Origin of the sequence: Streptomyces megasporus (assembly GCF_000718985.1) — a bacterium.
GTDB classification, from domain to species: domain Bacteria; phylum Actinomycetota; class Actinomycetes; order Streptomycetales; family Streptomycetaceae; genus Streptomyces; species Streptomyces megasporus.
Genome location: NZ_JODL01000005.1, coordinates 335,879 through 359,872, shown reverse-complemented (window position 1 = coordinate 359,872; position 23,994 = coordinate 335,879). Strand labels below are relative to the sequence as shown.

Sequence of the window (23,994 nt, the reverse complement as noted above, 5' to 3'; positions counted from 1 at the left end):
AGCGACCAGCCGAAGGCGGCGAGCGTCCCCAGCGAGACCAGGGTGTCCATGGTGGCGGAGCCGTGCCGGAGGTTGGTGAGGGCCGCCTTGTGGAAGGGCAGTGCTCCCCAGACCACCACGGGAGCGGCGAGGGTCAGGGACAGCCACTGCCAGTTGTCGAACTGCAGCGCGGGGACCATCGACAGCAGGACGACCGGCAGCGACAGCGCCAGCGAGACCAGGAAGCGCTCGCGCAGCGCGTCCGGCTCGCGGTCGCCGCCGTTCGAGGCCCCTTCCGGGCCGGTGTCCGATCCGGAGGGAGCGGGGGGTTCGGGGAGTCGGGCCGTGTACCCGGTCTTGACGACGGTGGCGATCAGGTCGTCCACGGTCACCTCGGGGGAGTGGGTGACGCGGGCCTTCTCCGTGGCGAGGTTGACGGTGGCGGTCACGCCGTCCATCCGGTTGAGCTTCTTCTCGACGCGGGTGGCGCAGGCGGCGCAGGTCATCCCGCCGATGGCGAGTTCGACCTCGGTGGTCGGACCGGCGGTGGACTCCGGGGCCTCGAAGGACGTGGTGCTCATGGTGTCTCCCGGGGAGGAGGCCGGGCCGCATCCGGTGGCGGGCGCCAGGGGCGCGGTGATCCGTGCGGTGGTGCGGCCCGGCGGGGGCGGGGTGTCGGTGGGTGTCAGGCCCGGCCGACGAGCTCGTAGCCCGCCTCGTCGACGGCGGCGCGCACGGCCTCGTCGTTCGGCTCCCCGGTGGAGACGACGGTCACCAGGCCGGTGGAGGCGGCGGCCTTCACGTCGGTGACGCCGTCGATCTCGGAGACCTCGGCGGTGACCGCGCCCTCGCAGTGGCCGCAGGTCATGCCGGTGACCTTGTAGGTGGTGGTGACGGTGCTCATGGCTCGCACTCCTCGAAGTCCTCGGAAACGCTCGGGCGGCGCGTGGGTACGTGTTCCCAGCAGAGGCAACATCATACCCACGGGGGGTATTCCCGAGGTGGTCGGCCCCGGTGTCGCCCGGGTGTCAGTCCCGCCGGCCGCGACTGTTCCCGGGGCGGCGGGCCACCCACGCGCGGACGGTGTCGGCGAACCAGTAGGGTCGCCCGCTCTCCACCCGGTCGGGCGGCGGGAGCAGTCCGTGCTTCCGGTACGAGCGTACGGTCTCGGTCTTGACCCCGATGTGCGCGGCGATGTCCCGGTACGACCAGAGTCGGTGGTCCGTCGGTTCTGCCGTGGACAAGGGCACCTCCGTGGGGGGTTGGTGACAGTGGTCGCCCACCACCCTGTGGTCACTCCATGACGTTCGGTGACCGCGTGGGTGATCTTGTCGTCCGGCTGTGACGGCCGGCTCACAGAGCTGTGACAGCCGTGACGGAGGCGGGACACGCGGACGGACGCACGGACGGGAGCCCGTCGGAGAAGGCGGGAAGTCGGGAAGCCGGAGAAGAGGAGGGGCCGGATCCCCGCACGAGGATCCGGCCCCGGGGGCGAACGGAACAGGGGAGGGCCGCTCGCCCGCTCGACCGGCCGGGAGGAGCGTGGCCCGCGTCCCGGCCGGGTGGCTCAGTGTTGTCGGTTCGGCGCGTAGAAGGCGGGACGCTCGATCATCTCCACGGCGGTGCGCCGCCCGGTGGTCTGCGCGGCGACGCCCGCCTCGCTCACGGCGGCGACCGCGTAGCCGTCCCAGGCGCTGGGGCCGGTGACCTCGCCGCGTCGGGTGGCGTCCACCCACTGCTGTACCTCGCGGTCGTAGGCGTCCTCGAAGCGCTCCACGTAGTCCTGGGCGATCTCGCCGCCCCAACGGCCGGCGGCGTTGACGAACATGCCGTGGTCGTCGCCGATGCGGGCGGTGCCCCGCTCGCAGACGGCCTCGGTCTGCACCTGGTAGCCGAAGCCGCAGTTGCCGAAGATCTCGACGTCGACGAGGGCGCCGCCGTCGGTCTCGAAGATCACGAGCTGGGGGTCGTCCAACCGTTCGGGGGAGAGGGAGCTGGGGGTCGGACGGAGCACGGTGACGGCGGTGATCTCCTGCTCCAGCAGCCAGCGGGCGCAGTCCATCTCGTGCGCGACGGAGTCGGTGATCAGCATCTCGGCTGTGAAGTACGGGTGCACCGAGACGTTGCGGTGGCGGCAGTGCAGCATCAGCGGCCGGCCCAGGACCCCGTCCGCCAGGGTCCTCTTCAACCGCAGGTACTCGGTGTCGAAGCGCCGCATGAAGCCGACCTGCACCCGGCGGTGCCCCAGCCGCTGCTCGGCCTCCAGCACCCGCAGGGCGGAGGCGGGGTCCGGGGTGAGGGGCTTCTCGCACAGCACCGGCAGGTCGTGCTCGAAGGCGGTCAGCAGCGCCTCCTCGTGGGCCGGGCCGGGGGAGGCGACGAGGACCGCGTCCACCTCGGGGGAGGCCATCGCGGCGGCCGGGTCGGTGTACGCGACGCAGCCCTCGACCGTCTCGGCGAGCGCCTTGGCGCGCTCCCCGTCGACGTCCGCCACGGCGGCGACGCGGGCCCCGCTGATGACGTGGTGGAGGCGGCGGACGTGGTCGGCGCCCATCTTGCCGGCGCCGACCACCGCGACGCCGAGCGGTCCGGTGGTGGTCATGTGGGTCGGCTCTCCCGGGGGTCGGTGGAGGTCGGTCGGATTGCGCGGTGGGGTGTCGCGTTGGGGTCGCGCGGACGGGCGGCCCGCGGCCCGTGTCCGTCCTGCCCCGCCCCGTTCTCCCGGTCCGGACCACGGGACGGGAGAACGGGGCGGGGACGGGGATCAGGCGCGGGCGGCGGGGGCCCCGGCGGGCGGCGCGCCCTCGTCCGGGAGCTCCTCCACGTCCACGCCGCTGACCTGGGCCAGCTCGTGCTTGAGCGCGGCCAGTTCGGCCCCGCCCGCCATGTGGTGGGTGAGTTCCTCCAGGGTGATCTCCTTGCGGGGGGCGCTCAGTTCGACCGCGCCCAGGCGCAGCACCGTGAAGTGGTCGCCGACCATGTAGGCGTGGTGCGGGTTGTGGGTGATGAAGATGACGCCCAGGCCGCGTTCGCGGGCGGCGGCGATGTACTTCAGCACCACACCGGACTGCTTGACGCCCAGGGCCGCGGTGGGCTCGTCCAGGATCAGCACCCGGGCGCCGAAGTAGACGGCGCGGGCGATGGCCACGGACTGCCGCTGGCCGCCGGAGAGCGTGCCGATGGGCTGCTCCAGGTCGTCCAGGACGATGCCCATGTTGCGCAGTTCCCGGTCGGCGACGCTCTTCATCCCCGCGATGTCCAGCCGCCGGAAGGGCCAGGGGCCGCGGGTGATCTCCGAGCCGAGGAAGAAGTTCCGCCACACCGGCATCAGCGGCACGGTGGCCAGGTCCTGGTAGACCGTGGCGATGCCGCGGTCCAGGGCCTCGCGGGGGCCGGAGAGCCGTACCGGTTCGCCGTCGACGAGGTACTCGCCCTCGGTGTGCTGGTGCAGCCCGGAGATGATCTTGATCAGGGTGGACTTGCCGGCGCCGTTGTCGCCGAGGACGCAGCTCACCCGGCCGGGGCGCACCTCCAGGTCCACCCCGCGCAGCGCGTGGATGTTGCCGTAGGACTTCCCGACGTTCCGCAGGACGACGATCGGGTCGCCGGCGGCGTCGGTCTTCCCCTGGTCGGCGTGCTCGCGGTCGGTGTTCTCGGTGGTCGCGGTGGTTTCCATGGGGGTCACCTCCGGGTCGCCGAGCGGCGGACCCACAGATTGACGAGGGTGGCGAACAGGAGCATCACGCCGAGGAAGAACTTGAACCAGTCGGGGTTCCAGTTGGCGTAGACGATGCCCTGGGAGACCATGCCGAAGATGAAGGCGCCGATCACTGCTCCGACCGCGGAGCCGTAGCCACCGGTGAGCATGCAACCGCCGATCACCGCGGCGATGATGTAGAGGAACTCGTTGCCGACGCCTTCGGACGCCTGGACGGTGCTGAACGAGAACAGCAGGTGCATCCCGACGAACCAGGCGGCGAAACCGACGCCCATGAACAGCGTGATCTTGGTGAAGACCACGGGGACGCCGACGGCGCGGGCGCTGTCCTGGTTGCCGCCGACCGCGAAGATCCAGTTGCCGTACTTGGTGCGCAGCAGCAGCCAGGTGGCGAAGGCCGCGAAGAGCAGCCACCACAGCACGGTGATCTTGACGTCCACCCCGGCGATGGTGATCTCCGAGGCGAAGACCGCCTTGGCCTGGTCGAAGCCGTCCATGCCGCGGATGGAGTCGCTGGCGACGTTGCCGGTGAACAGCTTGGTGACCGCCAGGTTGAGGCCCTGGAGCATCAGGAAGGTGCCGAGCGTGACCAGGAAGCTCGGCAGTCCCGTCTTGACCAGCAGGAAGCCGTTGAACGCGCCGACCGCCAGCGAGAGGACCAGGGCGATGAGGACGCCCGACCAGACGTTCAGCGTGAGCTGGAAGCTGAGGATGGCCGCCGTCAGCGCGGAGCTGGTCACCGCGACACCGGCGGACAGGTCGAACTCGCCGCCGATCATCAGCAGCGCCACGGCCAGCGCCATGATGCCCATGGTGGAGGCCTGGTAGAGCACCGTGGCCATGGAGTCGACCTGGCGGAAGGTCGGGGCGACGGCGAAGAAGAAGACGTAGACGACGATCGCGCCGATGAGCGCGCCGATCTCGGGACGGCCCAGCACCCGGCGCAGCAGGGAGCGCTCGGTGGTGCGGCCGTCCTTGACGGGGGCCGGGGCCGGCGCCCCCGCCGCCGGGGCGGGGGCGGAGGCTGCCTGGGGAGCGGCCTGGGGCATGTCGATCACCGGGTGCCCTTCTCGGCGAACGCGGCGATGTCCTTGACGTTGCTCTTGTCGACGAACGCCGGGCCGGTCAGGATCGGCTCCTGGCCGCCGCCGCTGTAGTTGCCGTTGGTCTTGTGGAGCCACAGGGCGTCGACGGCCAGGTAGCCCTGGAGGTAGGGCTGCTGGTCCACGGCGAACTCGATGTCGCCGGCCTCGACCGCCCCGACCAGGTCCTTGTTGAGGTCGAAGGTGCCGATCTTCGCCTTGCTGCCCGACTCGTCGACGGACTGGACCGCGGTCATGGCGAAGGGCGCGCCCAGGGTGACGACGTAGTCGATGGAGGAGTCCTGGCGCAGCTTCGCCGAGATGGTGGACTTCACCGAGGGCATGTCGGTGCCGGTGACGTAGAGCGTCTCGGTCTTGCCCTCGAAGGTGTCCTCGACGCCGGCGCAGCGTCCTTCCAGCCCCACGTGACCCTGTTCGTGGATCACGCAGAGGGCGCGCTCGGCGCCCAGCTCGTTGAGCTTCTCGCCGAACGCCTCGCCCGCGACCCGGTCGTCCTGGCCGAAGAAGGAGAGCATGTCCTGCTCCTTCCAGGCGTCCAGACCGGCGTTGAGGGCGACGATCGGGATGCCGGCCTGGTGGGCCTTCTCGACGGCGGACTTCATGGCGTCGGGCTTGGCCAGGGTGACGGCGATGCCGTCCACCTTCTGGTCGATGGCGTTCTGGACCAGGTTGGCCTGCTCGGACGCCTTGGGGTCGCTGGAGTAGACCAGCTCGATGTTGTCCTTCGCGGCCGCGGTCTGGGCGCCCTTGCGGACCAAGTCCCAGAAGGTGTCGCCGGGAGCCGCGTGGGTCACCAGGGCGACCTTCATGCGCGGGGTGTCGGCCTTGCCTGCGGACACCCCTTCCTGCTCCTCCTGGGCCTTCTTGCCGCCGGAGCTGCTGGAGCAGCCGGCGAGGACCAGAACGCCCGCCGCGCAGGCGGCTATGAGAGCGGTTCTGCGGGAGTGACGGGTGCTGCGGTTCATGTCGTCCTGCACCTCGCTGGGTGAAGTGGAACGGGAGAGGGACCAGGCCGGCCGGGGCGTGGGGGCGCGTCCCGGAGGCCGAGGGGACATTTTCGGCCAGTGAGCCGGAAACGTCTCCGTGCTGGAGGGAGCCAACTCCCTGGGCGCTTGGCTGTCAATACTTTGTCATGACAACACTTCATCTTGACGTAACAGGCCGATAACATTGCGCATGTCGAAGAGTCTAGACGTCCTTATGTAAGGACAAAGCATTGACAGGGGTCCCGGACGGGTCTACATGTGGAGGCACCCATCCCCGCCACGCTCCTCGAAGGGACACCCATGACCGAGCCGTTCGACGTCATCACGATGGGCCGGATCGGAGTGGACGTCTATCCGCTGCAGACCGGTGTCCCGCTGTCGCGGGTGGAGTCCTTCGGCAAGTTCCTCGGCGGCTCCGCGACCAACGTCGCCGTCGCCGCCGCCCGCCTGGGCCGGGAGGCCGCCGTCATCAGCCGCACCGGGCGGGACCCGTTCGGCGAGTACTGCCGGCAGGCGCTGGAGGAGTTCGGCGTCGACCCCCGCTGGGTGACCCCCGTCGAGGCGTACCCGACGCCCGTCACCTTCTGCGAGATCTTCCCGCCGGACGACTTCCCGCTCTACTTCTACCGGCTGCCCAAGGCGCCCGACCTGGAGATCCACACCGACGAGCTGGACCTGGACGCCGTGGCGTCCGCCCGGATCTTCTGGATGACCGGCACCGGACTGTGCGAGGAGCCCAGCCGCACCGCCACCCTCGCCGCCCTGCGGGCCCGCGCCGAGGCACGGGCCGCGGGAGCGGAACAGACCGCCACCGTCTTCGACCTCGACTGGCGCCCGATGTTCTGGAAGGAGGGCGCCGAGGCGGCCCGCGCCCACTACGCCGAGGCCCTGCGGTACGCCACCGTGGCCGTCGGCAACCTCGACGAGTGCGAGGTCGCCACCGGAGTGCGGGACCCGCACGCCTGCGCCCGGGCGCTGCTGGACGCCGGCGTCGAACTGGCCGTCGTCAAGCAGGGACCCAAGGGCGTCCTCGCCGTCCACCGCGACGGCACCGCCGCCGAGGTGCCCCCGCACCCCGTCGAGGTGGTCAACGGCCTCGGCGCGGGGGACGCCTTCGGCGGCTCCCTCTGCCACGGCCTGCTCGCGGGGTGGGAGGTGGAGCACACCATGCGCTACGCCAACGCCGCCGGAGCGCTCGTGGCCTCCCGGCTGGCCTGTTCCTCGGCGATGCCCACCGAGTCCGAGGTCGAGGACCTCCTGCGCGCACGGAAGTGAGAACCCCCTTGAGCATCAGCATCTCCGACCTCGTGAAGGTGCGCGTCCGGCACCCCGAGGCCATCGCCGAGGCCGCCCGGCGGCGGTCGCGTCGACCACTGGTGGGTGACAGCGGCCGACTGATGATCATCGCGGCGGACCACCCCGCGCGCGGCGCGCTCTCCGTCGGCGGCGCGAAACTGGCCATGGCCAACCGCGTCGACCTGCTGGAGCGGCTCTGCCTGGCGCTCTCCCGCCCCGGCGTGGACGGCGTCCTGGCCACCGCCGACATCCTGGAGGACCTCCTCCTGCTGGGCGCCCTGGAGAACAAGGTCGTCATGGGCTCGATGAACCGCGGCGGCCTGGCCGGTTCCTCCTTCGAGCTCGACGACCGCTTCACCGGCCACCGCCCCCAGGACCTCGAACGGCTCGGCTTCGACGCGGGCAAGCTGCTGCTGCGCATCGACTACGACGACGCCGGTTCGCTCTCCACGCTGCTGACCACCGCCCGCGCCATCGACGACATGGCCGAGCGCGAACTCCCCGTCTTCGTCGAGCCGTTCATCTCGCGCCGGGTGGACGGGAAGGTCGTCAACGACCTCAGCGCGGAGGCGGTGACCAGATCCATCGCCATCGCCTCCGGCCTGGCCGGCACCTCCGCCTACACCTGGCTCAAAGTGCCCGTCACCACCGACCCGGACGACATGGGCGAGGTCATGGAGACCTCCACCCTGCCCGCCGTCCTCCTCGGCGGCGAGGTCACCGGGGACCAGGAGGGGATGTACGAGAAGTGGCGCAAGGCGCTGCGGCTGCCCACTGTGCAGGGCCTGGTCGTCGGACGCTCGCTCCTGTACCCCGCCGACGGGGACGTGGAGCGCGCGGTGGACACCGCCGTGGGGCTGCTGTGAACCGGGCCGCCGCGAACCGGGCAGCAGTGAACCGGGCCGACGCTAATCCGGGAAGAGGACCGAGGCGACAGGCAGGAAGAGGAAGCGCATGACCACGCACACGGACACACGGCCGGCCGGCGGGTTCCACCTCCCGGCCGGAAGCGCGGCCTCGGGGCCGTACGACCTTTACGTCGATCCCGAGCGCGCCGGCTGGGGATACTCCTCCCTGCGGGTGCTCTCCCTGGAGCCCGGCGGGGAGCACGAGTTCGCCGCCGGCGACAGCGAGTGGATCGTGCTGCCGCTCTCCGGCGGCTGCGCGGTGACGGTCGAGGACGCCGACGGCCGAGCCCACACCTTCGAACTGCACGGCCGGAAGGACGTGTTCAGCGGCGTCACCGACTTCGCCTACGCGCCGCGCGACGCCCGCGTGCGGATCACCGGTGCCGGCGGCGGAGGACGCTTCGCGCTCACCGGGGCTCGCTGCGAGCGGCGGCTGCCGGCCCGCTACGGCCCCGCCGCGGACGTGCCCGTCGAACTGCGCGGCAGCGGCGCCTGCTCGCGGCAGGTCAACAACTTCGCCGCCGCCGACGTCTTCGAGGCCGACCGGCTGATCGCCGTCGAGGTGCTCACCCCCGGCGGCAACTGGTCCTCCTACCCGCCGCACAAGCACGACGAGTGCCGCCCCGGCGAGGAGTCCGAGCTGGAGGAGATCTACTACTTCGAGATCGCCCCCGCCGCCGGCAACCCCGACGCCCCCGGCCTGGGCTACCAGCGGGTGACGCCCTCCGGCCGCGGGAAGGGCACCGACGTGCTCGCCGAGGTCCGCGGCGGCGACGTCGTGCTGATCCCCGACGGCTGGCACGGACCGTCCATCGCCGCCCCCGGCCACGACATGTACTACCTCAACGTGATGGCCGGTCCGGGCGAGGAGCGGTCCTGGCTCATCTGCGACCACCCCGACCACGCCTGGATTCGCGGCAGTTGGGCCGACCAGGCCGTGGACCCCCGGCTCCCCCTCTACACCGCCCCGTCGATGTCCCCGTCGGCGACCCGACCGGCACAGACACAGGAAGAGGACGACCGATGACCGCCACCATCCGACTGACGGTCGCCCAGGCGCTGGTGCGCTTCCTCGCCGCCCAGCACACCGAGCGGGACGGCCGGCGCCGCAGGCTGATCGGCGCCTGCTGGGGGATCTTCGGCCACGGCAACGTGGCCGGACTCGGCCAGGCCCTGCTGGAGTACTCCGACGCGATGCCCTACCTCCAGGGCCGCAACGAGCAGTCGATGGTGCACGCCGCCGTCGGCTACGCCCGCCAGTCGGACCGGCTGAGCACCCACGCCGTCACCACCTCCATCGGCCCCGGCGCCACCAACCTGGTCACCGGAGCCGCCCTGGCCACCATCAACCGGCTGCCCGTCCTGCTGCTGCCCGGCGACGTCTTCGCCACCCGCCCCGCCGACCCCGTGCTCCAGCAGTTGGAGACGCCGTACGCGGGTGACGTGTCGGTCAACGACACGCTGCGGCCCGTCTCCCGCTACTTCGACCGGATCACCCGCCCCGAGGCGCTGATCCCCGCCGCCCTGGCGGCCATGCGGACCCTCACCGACCCCGTGGACACCGGCGCCGTCACCCTCGCCCTGCCCCAGGACGTCCAGGCCGAGGCGTACGACTGGCCCGAGGAGTTCTTCGCCGAGCGCGTCTGGCACGTCCGCCGCCCGGCGCCGGACGCCGCCGCGCTGGCCGAGGCCGTCGCCGCCGTGCGCGCCGCCCGCCGTCCGCTGATCATCGCGGGCGGCGGCGTCCACCACAGCGAGGCCGAGGACGCGCTGCGCGACCTGGTGGACGCCACCGGCATCCCCGTCGCCTCCACCCAGGCGGGCAAGGGCTCGCTGCGGTACGACCACCCCTGCGACGTCGGCGGCATCGGCCACACCGGCACCGCGGTCGCCGACGACCTGGCGCGCACCGCCGACCTGGTCATCGGGGTCGGCACCCGCTACAGCGACTTCACCACCGCGTCCAACACCCTGTTCGCCGAGCCCGCGGTGCGCTTCGTCAACCTCAACATCGCGTCCTTCGACTCCCACAAGATGGGCGCGCTCTCCCTCGTCGCCGACGCCCGCGCCGGCCTCGCGGCCCTGGCCGAGGCGCTGCGCGGCCACCGCGTCGACGCCGCCTACGAGGCCGAGTACCGCGCCGGCAAGCAGGCGTGGGAGAAGGCCGTCGACGCCGCCTACGCCGCGGAGGACGACGGCGCGCGGCCCACCCAGACCCAGGTGCTCGGCGCGCTGGACTCCGTGGTCGGCGACGACGACGTGGTGATCAACGCCGCCGGCTCGCTCCCCGGCGACCTCCACAAGCTGTGGCGGGCCCGCTCCCCGCGCCAGTACCACCTGGAGTACGGCTACTCCTGCATGGGCTACGAGATCCCGGCCGCCATCGGCGTGCGGCTCGCCGCCCCCGACCGCCCGGTGTGGGCGCTGGTCGGCGACGGCACCTACCTGATGATGCCGACCGAGATCGTCACCGCCGTCCAGGAGGGCGTCAACGTCAACCTGGTGCTGATCCAGAACCACGGCTACGCCTCCATCGGCGGCCTGTCGGAGGAGACCGGCGCCGAGCGCTTCGGCACCGCCTACCGCTACCGGGCCGAGGACCGCACCTACACCGGCGACCCGCTCCCGGTGGACCTCGCCGCCAACGCCGCCTCCCTCGGCATGGACGTCATCCGCGCGAACACCGTGGCCGAGCTGCGCGCCGCCCTGCGCACCGCCCGCGCCTCGGACCGACCCACCTGCGTGTACGTGGAGACGGACACGGAGCCCGGCCGGGGCCCCGCGGCCCCCGCCGCCCAGGCGTGGTGGGACGTCCCGGTCGCCGAGACCGCCACCCGGCCCGCCGCCGTCGAGGCCCGCGAACGGTACGAGCGCCACGCCGCCGGCCGCCGCCGGCACCTGTGACCGCCGGCGCGTCCCCCGTACCCGCCGCACCCACCGCACCCCGCAGACCACCGCAGCCACGAAAGGCCCGCACCCATGAGGACCATCGGCCACTGGATCGACGGCAAGCCCGTCGACGGAACCTCCGGCCAGTACGGACCCGTCCACGACCCGGCCACCGGCGAGCAGCCCTCCCGCGTCGCCCTCGCCTCCACCGAGGAGGTCGACCGGGCGGTCGCCGCGGCGAAGGAGGCGTACCGCACCTGGAAGGACGTCTCCCTCGCCAAGCGCACCGCGATCCTCTTCCGCTACCGCGAGCTGCTGGACGCCCACCGCGACGAGATCGCCGAGCTGATCACCGCCGAGCACGGCAAGGTCCACTCCGACGCCCTGGGCGAGGTCGCCCGCGGCATGGAGATCGTCGAACTGGCCTGCGGCATCCCCGAGAAGCTCAAGGGCGAGCTGTCCATCCAGGTCTCCACCCGGGTCGACGTCGCCTCCATCCGCCGGCCGCTGGGCGTGGTGGCGGGCATCACCCCGTTCAACTTCCCGGCCATGGTGCCGATGTGGATGTTCCCGCTCGCCATCGCCTGCGGCAACACCTTCGTCCTCAAGCCCAGCGAGAAGGACCCCTCGGCCTCCTACCGGCTGGCCGAGCTGGCCGCCGAGGCCGGGCTGCCCGCCGGCGTGCTCAACGTGGTCAACGGCGACAAGGTGGCCGTCGACCGCCTCCTGGAGCACCCGGACATCGCCGCCGTCAGCTTCGTGGGCTCCACTCCGATCGCGAAGTACATCCAGGCGAAGGCCGTGGAGCACGGCAAGCGCGTCCAGGCCCTGGGCGGGGCCAAGAACCACATGCTCGTCCTGCCCGACGCGGACCTCGACCACGCCGCCGACAACGCCATCAACGCCGCCTACGGCTCGGCCGGCGAGCGCTGCATGGCGGTCTCGGTGGTCGTGGCCGTCGGCGGCATCGGCGACGAGCTGGTGGAGCGGATCGCCGAACGGGCCGCGAAGCTGCGCATCGGCCCGGGGAACGACCCGGCCTCCGAGATGGGCCCGCTGATCACCGCCGAGCACCGCGACAAGGTGGCCTCCTACGTCCACGGGGCCCGCGAGCAGGGCGCCGAGGTCGTCGTCGACGGCACCGGGTACACGGTCGAGGGCCACGAGAAGGGCTTCTTCATCGGCGTCTCGCTGCTGGACAAGGTCACCCCGGAGATGGACGCCTACCGCGACGAGATCTTCGGACCCGTGCTGTGCGTGGTGCGCGCCGAGACCTACGACGAGGCCATCGAGCTGATCAACGGCTCCCGGTGGGGCAACGGCACCGCCGTCTTCACCCGCGACGGCGGCGCCGCCCGCCGCTTCCAGATGGACGTCGAGGCGGGCATGGTGGGCGTCAACGTCCCCATCCCGGTCCCCGTCGGCTACCACTCCTTCGGCGGCTGGAAGGACTCCCTCTTCGGCGACCACCACATCTACGGCAACGACGGCGTCCACTTCTACACGCGCGGCCAGGTCGTCACCACCCGCTGGCCCGACCCGGCCGACAGCGGCGGCATCAACCTGGGCTTCCCCAGCAACCACTGACCGGCCCGCCCGCGTGCCCGACGGCCTCCCCGGACCCCGGGGAGGCCGCTGCCGTTCCACCGGCCCGCTCGCCGTCCCCGCCCTCTGCCCCCACTCGCCGTCCGGGGCGCCGAGCGGGTCGGAAGTCGGTCAGTCCTCGCGGCCGGCGGCGTCCTCGCGGGTCGCGCCCGCGGGCCGCTGGTAGACGTCCGGGACGTTGTCGTGGTCCTCGTCCCGGTTCTCCTCCTCCCACAGCCGCTTGTACTTGGTGTTGCGGGCCCGGAGGAAGACGCAGGCGACGAGGGCGGAGGCCAGCGAACCGATCAGGACGGCGGCCTTGACGTGCTCGATGGTCTCGGCGTCGGTGAAGGCCAGCTCGCCCACCAGCAGCGAGACGGTGAACCCGATCCCGGCGAGCATCGCGACCCCCGCCACGTCCGCCCAGGCCAGGTCCTCGCTGAGCCGGGCGCGGGTGAGGCGGGCGGCCAGCCAGGTGCCGCCGAAGACGCCGACGAGCTTGCCCGCGAACAGCCCGAGCATCACGCCCAGCGCCTCGGGTTGGCGGAAGGTCTCGGCCAGCGCGCCGCCGGAGACGCTCACCCCCGCGGCGAAGAGCGCGAACACCGGCACCGCGAAGCCGGCCGACAGGGGGCGCACCAGGTGCTCGATCCGCTCGGCCGGGGACTCCTTCTCGGCCGGATAGCCCTGGCTGCCCTTGAGCGGGAGCACCCGCAGCAGCATGCCCATCGCCACGCCGGCGATGGTGGCGTGCACCCCGCTGGCGTGCATCAGCGCCCAGATGACGAGGCCGAGCGGCACGTACACGTACCAGCCCCGCACCCGCAGCCGGTGGTGGAGGAACCAGAACACCACCAGCCCGGCCAGCGCCCCGGCCAGCGCCGGGAAGTTGAGGGAGGAGGTGTAGAAGACGGCGATGACGATGATCGCGCCGAGGTCGTCGACGATGGCGAGGGTGAGCAGGAAGGCCCGGATGCCCGAGGGCAGGTTGGTGCCGATCACGGCCAGCACGCCGAGGGCGAAGGCGATGTCGGTGGCCATCGGAACGGCCCAGCCGTCCATCTGCCCGCCGCCCGCGGCGTTGACCGCGACGTAGAACAGGGCGGGCACCACCATGCCGCAGAGCGCCGCGACCACCGGGAGGGCCGCCGCGGCCGGACGTCGCAGCTCGCCGAGGAGCAGTTCGCGCTTCAGTTCGATGCCGGCGACGAAGAAGAAGATCGTCAGAATGCCGTCCGACGCCCAGTGTCCCACCGACAGGTCGAGGTGGAGTTCGGGGATGCCGAAGCGGAAGTCGCGGATGGACTCGTACAGTCCGCTCCACGGGGAGTTCGCCCACACCAGCGCCACCACGGCCGCGACGAGCAGCACCATGCCGCCGACCGTCTCGGTGCGCAGCGCGTCCAGCAGGAAGCGCCGCTCCTGGAACGGGGGCAGACCGAACAGGGAGGTGCGCTGCTTGGGCGGTTGGGAGGACATGGCGGGCCTTTCGGGAGTCGTTGACGGACAGGGATGAACATCGCCGACCAGACTTCCCGGCACACCTATGAAGATATGGAGCGGGCCGACGCGCATGATCGCGCACAGCCCCCTCCACCGTACCCATACACCCGTTCGGCCATACCCGCAGGTGACGGGAGGCCGCGGATGGAAGCGCTCCCATTGTCGCGTTCCGCCCGTCGAGCCGTGCTCCCGGCGCGGGTCGTCCGCTCTAGGCTGTGCCGGTGACCTCGCGCCGGGCGGTCCGATACGGGGCGCGGAGGCGTGAACCGAAGGACGGAGGGCCTGCACAGGTGAAGAAGCGCGGCGCGATACCCGGCGTCTTCCTCGGCGACTATCCGAAGCTGCTCGCCGAGATATCCGAGACCGGACGATTGCCACGCCGCGCCGAACTCGACGCCTTCCGCGAGGCGGGGGAGCACGCCGCCGAGGCGGGCCACGGCCTGCGCGAACTGGTCGGCCTCTACCTGTCCGAGACGCGACGGTTGTGGGGCACCCTGCCCGGGATCGCCCGTTCGGCCACGGCGGTGGAGCGGGCCCGGACCGGGGACGCCCTGCTGGCCGCCGTCGAGGCCGCCGTCGCCGCGCTCGGCGAGGGCCACGAGCGGGCCCAGCGGCTGGTCGTGCGGCAGGAGGAGGCCGAACGACGCGAGTTCGTGGACGACCTGCTCTACGGCCGCAGCGACTTCGGCCGGCTCGCCGAGCGCGCCCAGCGCTTCGGCCTGCGACTGGCCCGCGCGCACGCGGTCGCGGTGGCCGCGGGCGCCGAGAAGTACGACGACGTGCACCCCGCCGTCCGCCGCATCGAGCGCGAACTGGTGGCCCGCTTCAAGACGCGCGACGTGCTGCTGGCCACCAAGGAGGGGCGGCTGGTGTGCATCGCCGCCAGCGTCGAGCGGGCGGTGTTGGACACCTTCGCCCGGCTCGCCGAGAACCCCGGCCCCGGGTATCCGCCCGCCCGGCGGGTGGCGATCGGCCGCGGCCACAAGGGCCCGAGCGGTGTGGTGCGCTCCTATGAGGAGGCGCTGAGCACCCTGGACTTCGCCGACCGGCTCGGTCTGGACAACACCCGGCTCCACGCGGCGGAGCTGCTGGTCTTCCCCGTGCTGCTGCGCGACCGCTCGGCGATGGCCGATCTGGTGCGGACCGTCCTGGGCCCGCTCGACCAGGCCCGCGGCGGCGCCGGGCCGCTGTTGGAGACCCTGATGGTGTGCTCGGCGGCGGGCTATGTGAACGCCGAGGCCGCCCGCCGGCTGGGTGTGAGCGTGCGGACGTTGACGTACCGTCTGGCCCGCATCCGCACCCTGACCGGCTACGACCCCGGCGACGGCCTCCAGCGGTACACCCTGGAGACCGCCGCGATGGGCGCCCGGCTGCTGGGCTGGCCGGAGAAGCCGCTCTAGCCCTCTGGGCGGGGGAGGGAAGGGGGCGGGAAGGGGTCAGGCGTCCGCGCGCCGCAGCTCGACCACCGGGATGGTCCGCCCCGCCCGGCTCTGGTGTTCGGCGAAGAACGGCTGCTGCCGCACGGCCTCCTCGAACAGTTCGTCCCGTTCCCGTCCGGTGGGGACGACGGCCGTCGCGGGGAACTCCTCGTCCCCGATCTCGACGGTCACGGCGGGGTGGGCGACCAGGTTGTGGTACCAGTCCGGGTGGCGTGGCGCCCCGTCGGCGGAGGCGACGACGCACAGTCGGCCCTTCAGTCGGAGGAACATCAACGGGGTGGTCCGGGACTTCCCGCTCCGGGCGCCGGTGTGCGTGAGCAGGAGCAGCTTTCCGGCGTCGAGGCGCTCGGCGATCGTCCCCTTGCCCCGGTTGGCGCGGAATTGTTCGATCACACGTTCGTTGAATGCCGCGATGTCCATGGTTTCCCCTGACGGTGGTCCGGTCCGTGGCCGGCCACGTTAGTGCTCGAAGGTGCCGGAAGAAGGCGTTCCGGGTGGTTCCGAGGGCGGTTTCACCGGTTGTCGGACGTAAACAGGTCGTAAAGATTGCCGGGTTCCGGCAATGTGCGAGTTGACGGAACAGTGTCAACATGGGGCGCACCGCAGCCGTCAGGGGGTGATCGAGATGAGCGAGTTCATGCGTGTGGCCATGGACTTCCCCGCCGTTCTGTTCGGGTTCGGACTCCTGGTGGTGCTCGTCTACTGGCTGTCGGTGCTGTTCGGAGCCGTGGGCGTCGATGTTCTGGACGGGGGTGAGGACATCGGCGCCGACACGGGAGCCGGCGGCCCGGCGGGGGTGTGGGCCGCGGCCGGTCTCGGCGGCGTGCCCGTCACCGTCACCCTGACGCTCCTGATCGCCATTGCCTGGTTCGTGTCGCTGAGCGGCACCGCCCTGACCGAGAGCACCCCGGCGCGGTTGGCGGTCCTGCCCGTCGCGCTGTTCGCCGCCTGGGGCGGCACCCGGCTGCTGATCCGCCCGCTGCGCCGCCTGACGCCGCGCGAGACGGGGACCAGCCGCCACGACCTCGTCGGCCGGACGTGCACCATCCGCACCGGACACGTCAGCCACCGCTTCGGGCAGGCCGAGATCACCACGGACGACGGCTCGACGGTACTGGTCCAGGTCCGTGCCCTGGGCGAGGACGCCGCCGGTCTCGCCGCCGGACGCACCGCCCTGGTCTTCGACTACGACGCCGACGGCGAGTTCTTCCGCGTCGCCCCCTGGGATCCCGCGCTGGACCCCGAACGCCCGGCGCGCTGAGCGCGCCCGCCCCACTCGCGCACATCCGACGCCGCACACCCGGCGTCGCACATCCCCCCGCGAACGCCTCGCCGTACTCCGCGCGCCCCACCGCGCCCCGTCGGCACGCACAAGCTCACACGCTCGCACGACCTCACAAGGGAACCCATCGCATGGACGTCATCTCCACGGGACTCGGCGTGCTCGTCGCCGTGGTCCTCCTCATGGGCATCGCCCTGCTGATCGTGGTCAGCCGCCTGTTCCGCAAGGTCGAACAGGGCAAGGCGCTGATCGTCTCCAAGATGCGCAAGGTCGACGTGACCTTCACCGGAACCGTCGTCCTGCCGGTCCTCCACCGGGCCGAGATCATGGACATCTCGGTGAAGACGATCGAGATCGCCCGCACCGGCAGCGAGGGCCTGATCTGCAAGGACAACATCCGCGCCGACATCCGCATCTCGTTCTTCGTCCGCGTCAACAAGACCGTCGAGGACGTCATCAAGGTCGCCCAGGCCATCGGCACCGAGCGCGCCAGCGACCGGTCCACCCTCCAGGAGCTGTTCAACGCCAAGTTCTCCGAGGCCCTCAAGACCGTCGGCAAGCAGCTCGACTTCGCCGACCTCTACACCAAGCGCGACGAGTTCCGCGACCGGATCATCGCCGTCATCGGCACCGACCTCAACGGCTACAGCCTGGAGGACGCGGCGATCGACTACCTGGAGCAGACGCCGCTGGCCCAGCTCGACAGCAACAACATCCTCGACGCCCAGGGCATCCGGAAGATCACCGAGCTGACGGCCGCCGAGCACGTGCGCACCAACGAGCTCCAGCGCCACGAGGAGAAGGAGATCACCAGGCAGAACGTCGACGCCCGGGAGGCCGTCCTCGAACTGGAGCGCCGCCAGGCCGACGCCGAGATCCGGCAGAAGCGCGAGATCGAGACCGTCCGCGCCCGCGAGGAGGCCGAGACCGCCCGCGTCCAGGCCGAGGAGCGGCTCCGCGCCCACACCGCGCACCTCAAGACCGAGGAGGCCCTCGGCATCCAGAACGAGAACCGGGAGCGCGAGATCGCCGTCGCCCAGCTCAACCGCGAGCGGGTGGTGGCCATCGAGAACGAGCGCATCGAGAAGGACCGTCTGCTGGAGGTCATCGCCCGCGAGCGCGAGACCCAGCTCCGCCGGATCGCCGCCGACAAGGAGATCGAGGCCGAGAAGCGGGACATCGCCGATGTGATCCGCGAGCGGATCGCGGTGGAGAAGACCGTCGCGCAGCAGGAGGAGGAGATCAAGAAGCTGCGCACCGTCGAGGAGGCCGAGCGCGAGCGCCAGGCCCTGATCATCGCCGCCGAGGCCCAGGCCCAGGAGCGGCTGGTGAAGGACATCAAGGCCGCCGAGGCCGCCGAGCAGGCCGCCGAGCACCGGGCCGCCGAGGAACTGACGATGGCCGAGGCGCGCCGCAAGGCCGCCGAGCTGGACGCGGTGGCCGCCGCCCGGCTCGCCGAGGGGAAGAAGGCCGAGGCCGCCGCGGCCGGACTCGCCGAGGCCGAGGTCCAGGAGCGGATGGCCGACGCCATCGCCAAGACCCGGCACGCCGAGGCCGTCGCCGAGCGCGAACTCGCCATGGCTCAGGCGGACGGGCTCCGCGAGAAGCTCAAGGCCGAGGCCGAGGGGCTCACCGAGAAGGCCGGCGCCATGGCCCGTCTGGACGAGGCGAGCCGGGAGCACGAGGAGTACCGCCTGCGGCTGGAGGCGGAGAAGGAGATCCGCATCGCGGGCATCGACGTCCAGCGGCAGATCGCCGAGGCCCAGGCCACCATGGTCGCCACCGGCCTGGAGAACGCCAACATCGACATCGTCGGCGGGGACTCCGTCTTCTTCGACAAGCTCGTCGGCTCGATCACGGCCGGCAAGAGCGTCGACGGCTTCGTGAACCGCAGCGAGACCGTCCGCGCCATGGCCGGCCCCTGGCTCGACCAGGAGAACTCCACCTTCACCGACGACCTCACCGGCATGGTCGCCGGACTCGGCGCCGGCGGACTGCGCGACCTGACCCTCGCGGGACTGCTGACGAAGCTGGTCGCCGCGGGCGGCCCCGACGCACCGAAGCTGTCGACGCTGCTGGACGCGGTCCGCGGCTCGGGCGTGGCCGACCTGCCGCTGTCCGCCCTGACGGGCGCGGCGAGCGGGACGGCCGCCGCCAACGGGACGCCGGCGAACCGGTGACCCCGCGCCGGCCGGCGGGCCCGCGCGCCCGCCGGCCGGCCGCCCCGAGAAGCCGTCAGTGCAGCCGTCAGCGACCGAGGAGTTGAGAAGACGTGGAGAACCGGGCCGTGGAGAACCGGGAGGAGACGCGGTTGGACGAGAGCACCCACGAGGTGCTCCGAAGCCGCATGGCCGCGTCGGCCGCGGACCTCGCGGCCCGGGCCCGCTCCCTCAACGACCGGCGCGTGGCGGCCTTCGGCGGCGCCGAGCTGGAGCTGGCGGGCCCCGCCGTTCTGCGCACCGAGCACCCCCGTGTGCCGCGCGACATCATCGCCGTCGAAGGGGCCGCCGAAGGGGCCGCCGAAGGGGCCGTCGAGGGAGGCGCCGAGGGGGCGGTCGGAAAGGTGTTGCTGCTGGGCGCCAACCCGCCCGCCGGACACGGACGCCCGACCGGGGTCGACGACGTGTTCACGCTGTACCGCCCCACCGGCGGCGACGGCGACGGACCGCCCCGCTTCGAGCCGGTCGGCCCCGACGCCGTTCCCGGCCTCCTCGACGACCCGCGCCTCCACCGCGACGTCGAGGAGCTGTACCGCTACTACCGCCAGGCCCGCCTGCTGCGGCTGCGCCGCACCGGACCGCTGCTGCTGGCCGTCTTCCGCACCGGCGAGCGGCTGACCGACATCCGCGTCCTGCGCTGGCGCGTCGCGCCGGACGGCGGCGTCGCGTACCTCGACGACAAGGGCGAGCGCGATCACACCGCCCCGCCCGCCCACTCCGCGTCCGGCGTCACCTGGACCCCGGCCGAGCGCGAGGACCACGTCCCCGGACGCCGGCCGCACGTGGCGGTCGCCGGCGAGCTGTACGTCTCCACCGTCGGCGGCACCCTCACCGTCAAGACCGAGAACGACACCGAGACCGACCAGGGCGTGTACGCCGAGCCCGTCGACGACCCCCTGCAGTCGCTGGCCGACGCCGAGATCGCCCACGCCCGCGTCGGTCCGCTGATCCTGCTGCGCGTCCTGCCGTACAACGAGACCGACCACCGCCACCTGGTCTTCAACACCCGCACCGGGGAGGTCGTGCGGCTGGACGGCATCGGACGGGCGTGCCGCCGCCTCCCCGACGACCAGGGCGTCGTCTTCCCCGGCGGCCTCTACCTCGCCGACGCCCCGGCCGGGGCCGCCGCCCGCACCTTCGCCGCCGACACCGACGGCCTGGAGTACGAGACCGTGGTGCGCTCGCCCAACGGCGAGGACGTGCTGTACGTCTTCCACGCGCCCGAGCGGGGCCGCACCCTGCTCCTGCCGTACAACCTGATCCGCAAGGAGGCCGCGGCCCCCGTACCCGCCCTGGGCCACGCCCTCTTCGAGGACGGCACCCTGGCCGTCCTGCGGGAATCCGACGGGACGGGGGAGGACGCGGCGCGCACCCACACCGTCCAGGTGTGGCGCACCCCCTACGTCTCCGAGGCCCACGCCGCCGCCCACCCCACCGGCGACGGACCGCTCGCCCGCGTCGGCAACGCCGAGCTGGTGCGCGGCATCTCCGACTGTCTCTCCATCGCGCGGATGGCCGAGGACACCCCGACCGGCGTCGCGGCCCTGGAGGCCGTGGTGGCCGCCTGCGCACGGGTCTTCGACCGCCACCACTGGCTGGCCTCGCCCGACCTCTCGCGCGAGTTGGAGGATCTGGGCGGGCCGCTGCGGGCGCTGCGCGAGACCGCCGGGCAGGCCGTCGCGGAGTACGCGCGCCTGGCCGAGCTGCGGGAGCGGGACGCGACCGCCGTGGCCCGAGCGGCCGAGCGGGCCGTGGCGCTGGTGCGCCGGGCCCGGGGCGAGGCCCCCGGCGAGGCGGTCGGTTGGGTCGCCCTGCTCGCCGAACTCCGTCGCGGCCTGGGCGCGGTGGAGTCCCTGCGCGAACTGCGCCACGCCGACCCGGACCGGATCGACGAACTCGCCGGAGAGCTGGGGGAGGCCCTGGCCGCCACCGGCCGCCGCGCCCTGGAACACCTCGCCCGCCCCGGCGCCTTCGACGGCGTCATCGCGGCCGTGGAGGAGCTGGCCGAGAAAGCCTCCGCCGCCGCCACGACCGCCGAGACCGCGCCCCTGGCCGAGCGGATCGCCGAACACGCCGCCGATCTGGCCACCGTCACCGACGTGGTCGGCGCCCTGGAGGGCGACGCCGAGAGCGGGGCCGGCGTGCGCACCGCCGTACTGGAGCGGATCGGCGAGACCACGGCCGCCGTCAACCGCGCCCGCGCCGTGCTCGACGGACGGCGTCGGGAACTGCTGGAGGCCGAGAACCGTGCGGAGTTCGCCGCCGAGACGGCTCTGCTGGGCCAGGCCGTCGCGGGGGCGTTGGCCGCCGCCTCCACTCCCGAGGAGTGCGACGAACAGCTCGGCCGGCTGCTGGTGCGCCTGGAGAACCTGGAGTCCCGCTTCGGCGCCCACGACGACTTCCTCGCCCGGCTGACCGAGCAGCGGCAGGAGATCGAGGAGACCTTCACCACCCGTCGGCAGGCCCTGACCGACGAACGCGCCCGGCGCGCGGAACGCCTCGCGCGCTCCGCGGCACGGGTGCTGGACACCGTCACCCGCCGCTGCGCGACCCTGAACGGTCCGGACGAGGTGGCCGCCTACTTCGCGGCCGATCCGTTGGTCGCCCGGGTCCGCGCCACCGCCGACGAGCTGCGCGGCCTCGGCGAGGTCGCGCGCGCCGAGGAGCTGACCGGCCGCTTGAAGGCCGCCCGGCAGGAGGCGGACCGCGCCCTGCGCGACCGCGCCGACCTCTACGACGCCGAGGGCACCGTACGGCTGGGCCGCCACCGCTTCGCGGTCACCACCCGGCCGCTGGAGGTCACCCTGGTCCCGGACGGGGACGGCCTGGCCTGCGCCGTGACCGGCACCGACTACCGTGCCGCCGTCCGCGACCCCGACTTCGAGACCACCCGCGCGTTCTGGGACCAGCCGCTGGTCTCGGAGTCCCCACAGGTCTACCGCGCCGAACACCTCGCCGCGACCGTGCTCGCCGGCCTGCCCGACACGCCCCTGCCCGGCACGTCGACCGGCGGCGCGACGGACGTCGACGACCTGCTGCCACTGGTCCGACGGGCGGCGGAGGAGGCGCCCGACGAGGGGTACGACCGGGGCGTCCACGACCGCGACGCCGCCGCGATCCTCGCCGTGGTGCTGCGGCTGCGCGCCGGCGCCGGCCTGCTGCGCTTCACCCCGGAGACGCGGGCGGCGGCACGGCTGTTCTGGGCGTACGGCACCGACGAGGCGGCCCGCTCGGCCTGGACCGTCCGCGCCCGGTCCCTGGTCGGGGCCCGGTCCGCCTTCGGCGCGCGCGACGCGGTGGACCGCCTCGCCGACGAACTCGGGCGGGCCGCGGCCGACTTCCTCGCCTCGGCCGGGCTGCCCGAGCCGCGCCGCCCCGCGGCGGTGGGCGCCTACCTGGTGGAGGAGTTGGCCGAGAGCGGCGGCCGGTTCGTCATCGGCCCCGCCGCCCGCGCCCTGCTGGACGGCTTCCACACCGCGCTCGGCGGCCCGGAGTCGACCGCCGCCAAGGAGTTCGCCGAGGATCTGCGGACGCTCGGCAGGGACGGCCCCGAGCACCTGGCCGCCCGCCGGCAGCTCGCCGTGGCCTGGCTCGGCTCCTGGGCCGCCTCCGCGGCACGGGACGTCGAGGCCGACCTGCCCGAGGCCGTCGCCGAGGTCCTGTGCGGCGACCTCACGCCGAGCCGGGACGCCGAGACCTCCGACGCGCCGCTCGCCGCCGGCGTCACCGGACTGCTGGGCACCCACCCGCGGATCACCGGCGGCACCCTGCCGCTGCGACTGGACGAGTTCCTGGAGCGCACCGCGGAGTTCCGGGCCGTCCGCGTCCCCGCCCACCGCGCCTACACCCGGCGCCGCGCCGCGCTGCTGGCGGCCGAGCGGGAGCGGCTGCGGCTGGACGCGCACAAGCCGCGCGTGCTGCCCGCGTTCGTCCGCAACCGTCTGATCGACGAGGTGTACCTGCCGCTGGTCGGCGCCGGTCTGGCCAAACAGCTCGGCACGGCGGGCGAGGACCGCCGCACCGACAGCCAGGGCCTGCTCCTGCTGCTGTCGCCTCCCGGCTACGGCAAGACGACGTTGCTCGAATACGTCGCCGCCCGGCTGGGCCTGGCCTTCGTCCGCGTCGACGGCCCGGCGCTCGGGCACCGCACCACCTCCCTGGACCCGGCCGCGGCGCCGGACGCCACCGCCCGGCGCGAGGTCGAGAAGATCAACCTGGCGCTGGAGATGGGCAACGACGTCCTGCTCCACCTCGACGACATCCAGCACACCTCGCCCGAGTTGCTCCAGCGGTTCATCCCGCTGTGCGACGCCCAGCGCCGCATTGACGGCGTGCGGTTCTCCGACGGGAGCCCGGCCACGTACGACCTGCGCGGCAAGCGGTTCGCGGTGTGCATGGCGGGCAACCCCTTCACCGAGTCCGGTGCCCGCTTCCGCGTCCCGGACATGCTGGCCAACCGGGCGGACGTGTGGAACCTGGGCGACGTCCTGGCCGGCCGGGAGGAGCTGTTCGCGCTCAGCCACGTGGAGAACGCGCTCACCGCCAACCCGGTGCTGGCGCCGCTGGCCTCGTGGGAGCGCGGCGACGTCGACCTGCTGGTGCGGCTGGCCCGCGGCGACGCCACGGCCCGCGCCGACCGGCTCGTCCACCCCTGCTCGCCGGCCGAGCTGGAGCGGATCCTGGGCGTGCTGCGCGGACTGCTGCGGGCCCGGCGCACGATCCTGACGGTCAACACCGCCTACATCGCCTCCGCCGCCCAGGACGAGACCACCCGCACCGAGCCGCCGTTCCGTCTCCAGGGTTCCTACCGCGACACGGCCCGGATCGCCGAGCGCATCGCGCCGGTGATGACGGAGGAGGAGATCGAGGCGCTGCTGGACGACCACTACGCCGCCCAGGCCCGCACCCTCGCCGCGGACGCCGAGGCCAACCTGCTCAAGCTCGCCGAACTCCGCGGCCGTCTGACGCCGGAGCAGGCCCGCCGCTGGGAGGAGGTGAAGGAGGCGTTCCGCGCCCGCCGGTGACCGGGCGCCGACCGACGGGGCTCGCGGAGGGTGTGCGGGGCCGAGGTGTCCCGCCCTCCGCCGC

General features: G+C 72.8%; 18 protein-coding genes. 9 read left to right on the top strand and 9 right to left on the bottom strand.

What is annotated here, in order from left to right; genetic code table 11:
* From IF47_RS0107685 to IF47_RS0107655, 7 genes are all read right to left on the bottom strand, one after another.
* On the bottom strand, nt 1-560 hold a 560-nt coding region (locus IF47_RS0107685; protein ID WP_031507559.1), incomplete at its 3' end, for a cation transporter.
* A gap of 104 nt (nt 561-664) precedes the next feature.
* On the bottom strand, nt 665-883 hold the full coding sequence (locus IF47_RS0107680; protein ID WP_031507558.1) for a heavy-metal-associated domain-containing protein: 219 nt from the start codon (nt 881-883) through the stop codon (nt 665-667).
* A 124-nt stretch (nt 884-1,007) separates the two neighbouring features.
* A complete protein-coding gene (locus IF47_RS0107675; RefSeq protein WP_031507557.1) occupies nt 1,008-1,223 on the bottom strand; it encodes a helix-turn-helix transcriptional regulator in 216 nt (71 codons plus the stop codon).
* Between the two features lie 323 nt (nt 1,224-1,546).
* On the bottom strand, nt 1,547-2,581 hold the full coding sequence (locus tag IF47_RS0107670; protein ID WP_031507556.1) for a Gfo/Idh/MocA family protein: 1,035 nt from the start codon (nt 2,579-2,581) through the stop codon (nt 1,547-1,549).
* A 162-nt stretch (nt 2,582-2,743) separates the two neighbouring features.
* On the bottom strand, nt 2,744-3,655 hold the full coding sequence (locus IF47_RS0107665; RefSeq protein WP_037732200.1) for an ATP-binding cassette domain-containing protein: 912 nt from the start codon (nt 3,653-3,655) through the stop codon (nt 2,744-2,746).
* Between the two features lie 5 nt (nt 3,656-3,660).
* Nucleotides 3,661-4,746: an ABC transporter permease gene (locus IF47_RS0107660; protein ID WP_031507554.1), complete on the bottom strand. Its 1,086-nt coding sequence runs from the start codon at nt 4,744-4,746 to the stop codon at nt 3,661-3,663.
* 5 nt (nt 4,747-4,751) lie between these two features.
* Nucleotides 4,752-5,765: a sugar ABC transporter substrate-binding protein gene (locus IF47_RS0107655; protein WP_031507553.1), complete on the bottom strand. Its 1,014-nt coding sequence runs from the start codon at nt 5,763-5,765 to the stop codon at nt 4,752-4,754.
* Nucleotides 5,766-6,086: 321 nt separating this feature from the next.
* On the opposite strand from IF47_RS0107655, the gene iolC reads away from it, so the two are divergent.
* The 5 genes from iolC to IF47_RS0107630 all read left to right on the top strand — a co-directional run bounded on the left by iolC (nt 6,087) and on the right by IF47_RS0107630 (nt 12,466).
* On the top strand, nt 6,087-7,061 hold the full coding sequence (gene iolC, locus IF47_RS0107650; protein ID WP_031507552.1) for a 5-dehydro-2-deoxygluconokinase: 975 nt from the start codon (nt 6,087-6,089) through the stop codon (nt 7,059-7,061).
* Between the two features lie 8 nt (nt 7,062-7,069).
* Nucleotides 7,070-7,948: a Cgl0159 family (beta/alpha)8-fold protein gene (locus IF47_RS0107645; protein WP_031507551.1), complete on the top strand. Its 879-nt coding sequence runs from the start codon at nt 7,070-7,072 to the stop codon at nt 7,946-7,948.
* 88 nt (nt 7,949-8,036) lie between these two features.
* Nucleotides 8,037-9,017 (top strand): 5-deoxy-glucuronate isomerase, encoded by a 981-nt coding sequence (iolB, locus tag IF47_RS0107640; protein ID WP_031507550.1) that lies wholly within the window; start codon nt 8,037-8,039, stop codon nt 9,015-9,017.
* Complete coding sequence (gene iolD, locus IF47_RS0107635; RefSeq protein WP_031507549.1) at nt 9,014-10,894, top strand: 3D-(3,5/4)-trihydroxycyclohexane-1,2-dione acylhydrolase (decyclizing); 1,881 nt, start codon at nt 9,014-9,016, stop codon at nt 10,892-10,894. Before iolB ends, iolD begins: the two co-directional genes overlap by 4 nt.
* Before the next feature lie 75 nt (nt 10,895-10,969).
* Nucleotides 10,970-12,466, top strand: coding sequence for a CoA-acylating methylmalonate-semialdehyde dehydrogenase (locus IF47_RS0107630; RefSeq protein WP_031507548.1), 1,497 nt, complete (start codon nt 10,970-10,972; stop codon nt 12,464-12,466).
* A gap of 129 nt (nt 12,467-12,595) precedes the next feature.
* Here the strand turns inward: IF47_RS0107630 and nhaA are convergent, their stop codons facing one another.
* Complete coding sequence (nhaA, locus tag IF47_RS0107625; RefSeq protein WP_051717208.1) at nt 12,596-13,942, bottom strand: Na+/H+ antiporter NhaA; 1,347 nt, start codon at nt 13,940-13,942, stop codon at nt 12,596-12,598.
* Nucleotides 13,943-14,256: 314 nt separating this feature from the next.
* Here nhaA and IF47_RS0107620 point away from each other — a divergent pair, with 314 nt between their 5' ends.
* A complete protein-coding gene (locus IF47_RS0107620) occupies nt 14,257-15,366 on the top strand; it encodes a PucR family transcriptional regulator (protein WP_031507546.1) in 1,110 nt (369 codons plus the stop codon).
* A gap of 36 nt (nt 15,367-15,402) precedes the next feature.
* Here IF47_RS0107620 and IF47_RS0107615 read toward each other — a convergent pair whose 3' ends face one another.
* Nucleotides 15,403-15,825 (bottom strand): nitroreductase family deazaflavin-dependent oxidoreductase, encoded by a 423-nt coding sequence (locus tag IF47_RS0107615; RefSeq protein ID WP_031507545.1) that lies wholly within the window; start codon nt 15,823-15,825, stop codon nt 15,403-15,405.
* Nucleotides 15,826-16,030: 205 nt separating this feature from the next.
* Between IF47_RS0107615 and IF47_RS0107610 the strand changes: the two genes are divergently transcribed.
* From IF47_RS0107610 to IF47_RS31880, 3 genes are all read left to right on the top strand, one after another.
* A complete protein-coding gene (locus tag IF47_RS0107610) occupies nt 16,031-16,666 on the top strand; it encodes a DUF1449 family protein (protein ID WP_031507544.1) in 636 nt (211 codons plus the stop codon).
* A 152-nt stretch (nt 16,667-16,818) separates the two neighbouring features.
* Nucleotides 16,819-18,867, top strand: coding sequence for a flotillin family protein (locus IF47_RS0107605; RefSeq protein WP_031507543.1), 2,049 nt, complete (start codon nt 16,819-16,821; stop codon nt 18,865-18,867).
* Between the two features lie 92 nt (nt 18,868-18,959).
* A complete protein-coding gene (locus tag IF47_RS31880; protein WP_031507542.1) occupies nt 18,960-23,930 on the top strand; it encodes a DNA repair ATPase in 4,971 nt (1,656 codons plus the stop codon).
* The last annotated feature ends 64 nt before the right edge of the window (nt 23,931-23,994 follow it).

What these genes read in the sequence shown, in the direction of transcription:
- IF47_RS0107680 (WP_031507558.1), bottom strand. Translation starts at nt 883, where the DNA reads ATGAGCACCGTCACCACCACCTACAAGGTCACCGGCATGACCTGCGGC.
- IF47_RS0107630 (WP_031507548.1), top strand. Translation starts at nt 10,970, where the DNA reads ATGAGGACCATCGGCCACTGGATCGACGGCAAGCCCGTCGACGGAACC.
- iolD (WP_031507549.1), top strand. Translation starts at nt 9,014, where the DNA reads ATGACCGCCACCATCCGACTGACGGTCGCCCAGGCGCTGGTGCGCTTC.
- IF47_RS0107670 (WP_031507556.1), bottom strand. Translation starts at nt 2,581, where the DNA reads ATGACCACCACCGGACCGCTCGGCGTCGCGGTGGTCGGCGCCGGCAAG.
- iolC (WP_031507552.1), top strand. Translation starts at nt 6,087, where the DNA reads ATGACCGAGCCGTTCGACGTCATCACGATGGGCCGGATCGGAGTGGAC.
- IF47_RS0107660 (WP_031507554.1), bottom strand. Translation starts at nt 4,746, where the DNA reads ATGCCCCAGGCCGCTCCCCAGGCAGCCTCCGCCCCCGCCCCGGCGGCG.
- IF47_RS0107605 (WP_031507543.1), top strand. Translation starts at nt 16,819, where the DNA reads ATGGACGTCATCTCCACGGGACTCGGCGTGCTCGTCGCCGTGGTCCTC.
- iolB (WP_031507550.1), top strand. Translation starts at nt 8,037, where the DNA reads ATGACCACGCACACGGACACACGGCCGGCCGGCGGGTTCCACCTCCCG.
- IF47_RS0107610 (WP_031507544.1), top strand. Translation starts at nt 16,031, where the DNA reads ATGAGCGAGTTCATGCGTGTGGCCATGGACTTCCCCGCCGTTCTGTTC.
- IF47_RS0107615 (WP_031507545.1), bottom strand. Translation starts at nt 15,825, where the DNA reads ATGGACATCGCGGCATTCAACGAACGTGTGATCGAACAATTCCGCGCC.
- IF47_RS0107655 (WP_031507553.1), bottom strand. Translation starts at nt 5,765, where the DNA reads ATGAACCGCAGCACCCGTCACTCCCGCAGAACCGCTCTCATAGCCGCC.
- IF47_RS0107665 (WP_037732200.1), bottom strand. Translation starts at nt 3,655, where the DNA reads ATGGAAACCACCGCGACCACCGAGAACACCGACCGCGAGCACGCCGAC.
- nhaA (WP_051717208.1), bottom strand. Translation starts at nt 13,942, where the DNA reads ATGTCCTCCCAACCGCCCAAGCAGCGCACCTCCCTGTTCGGTCTGCCC.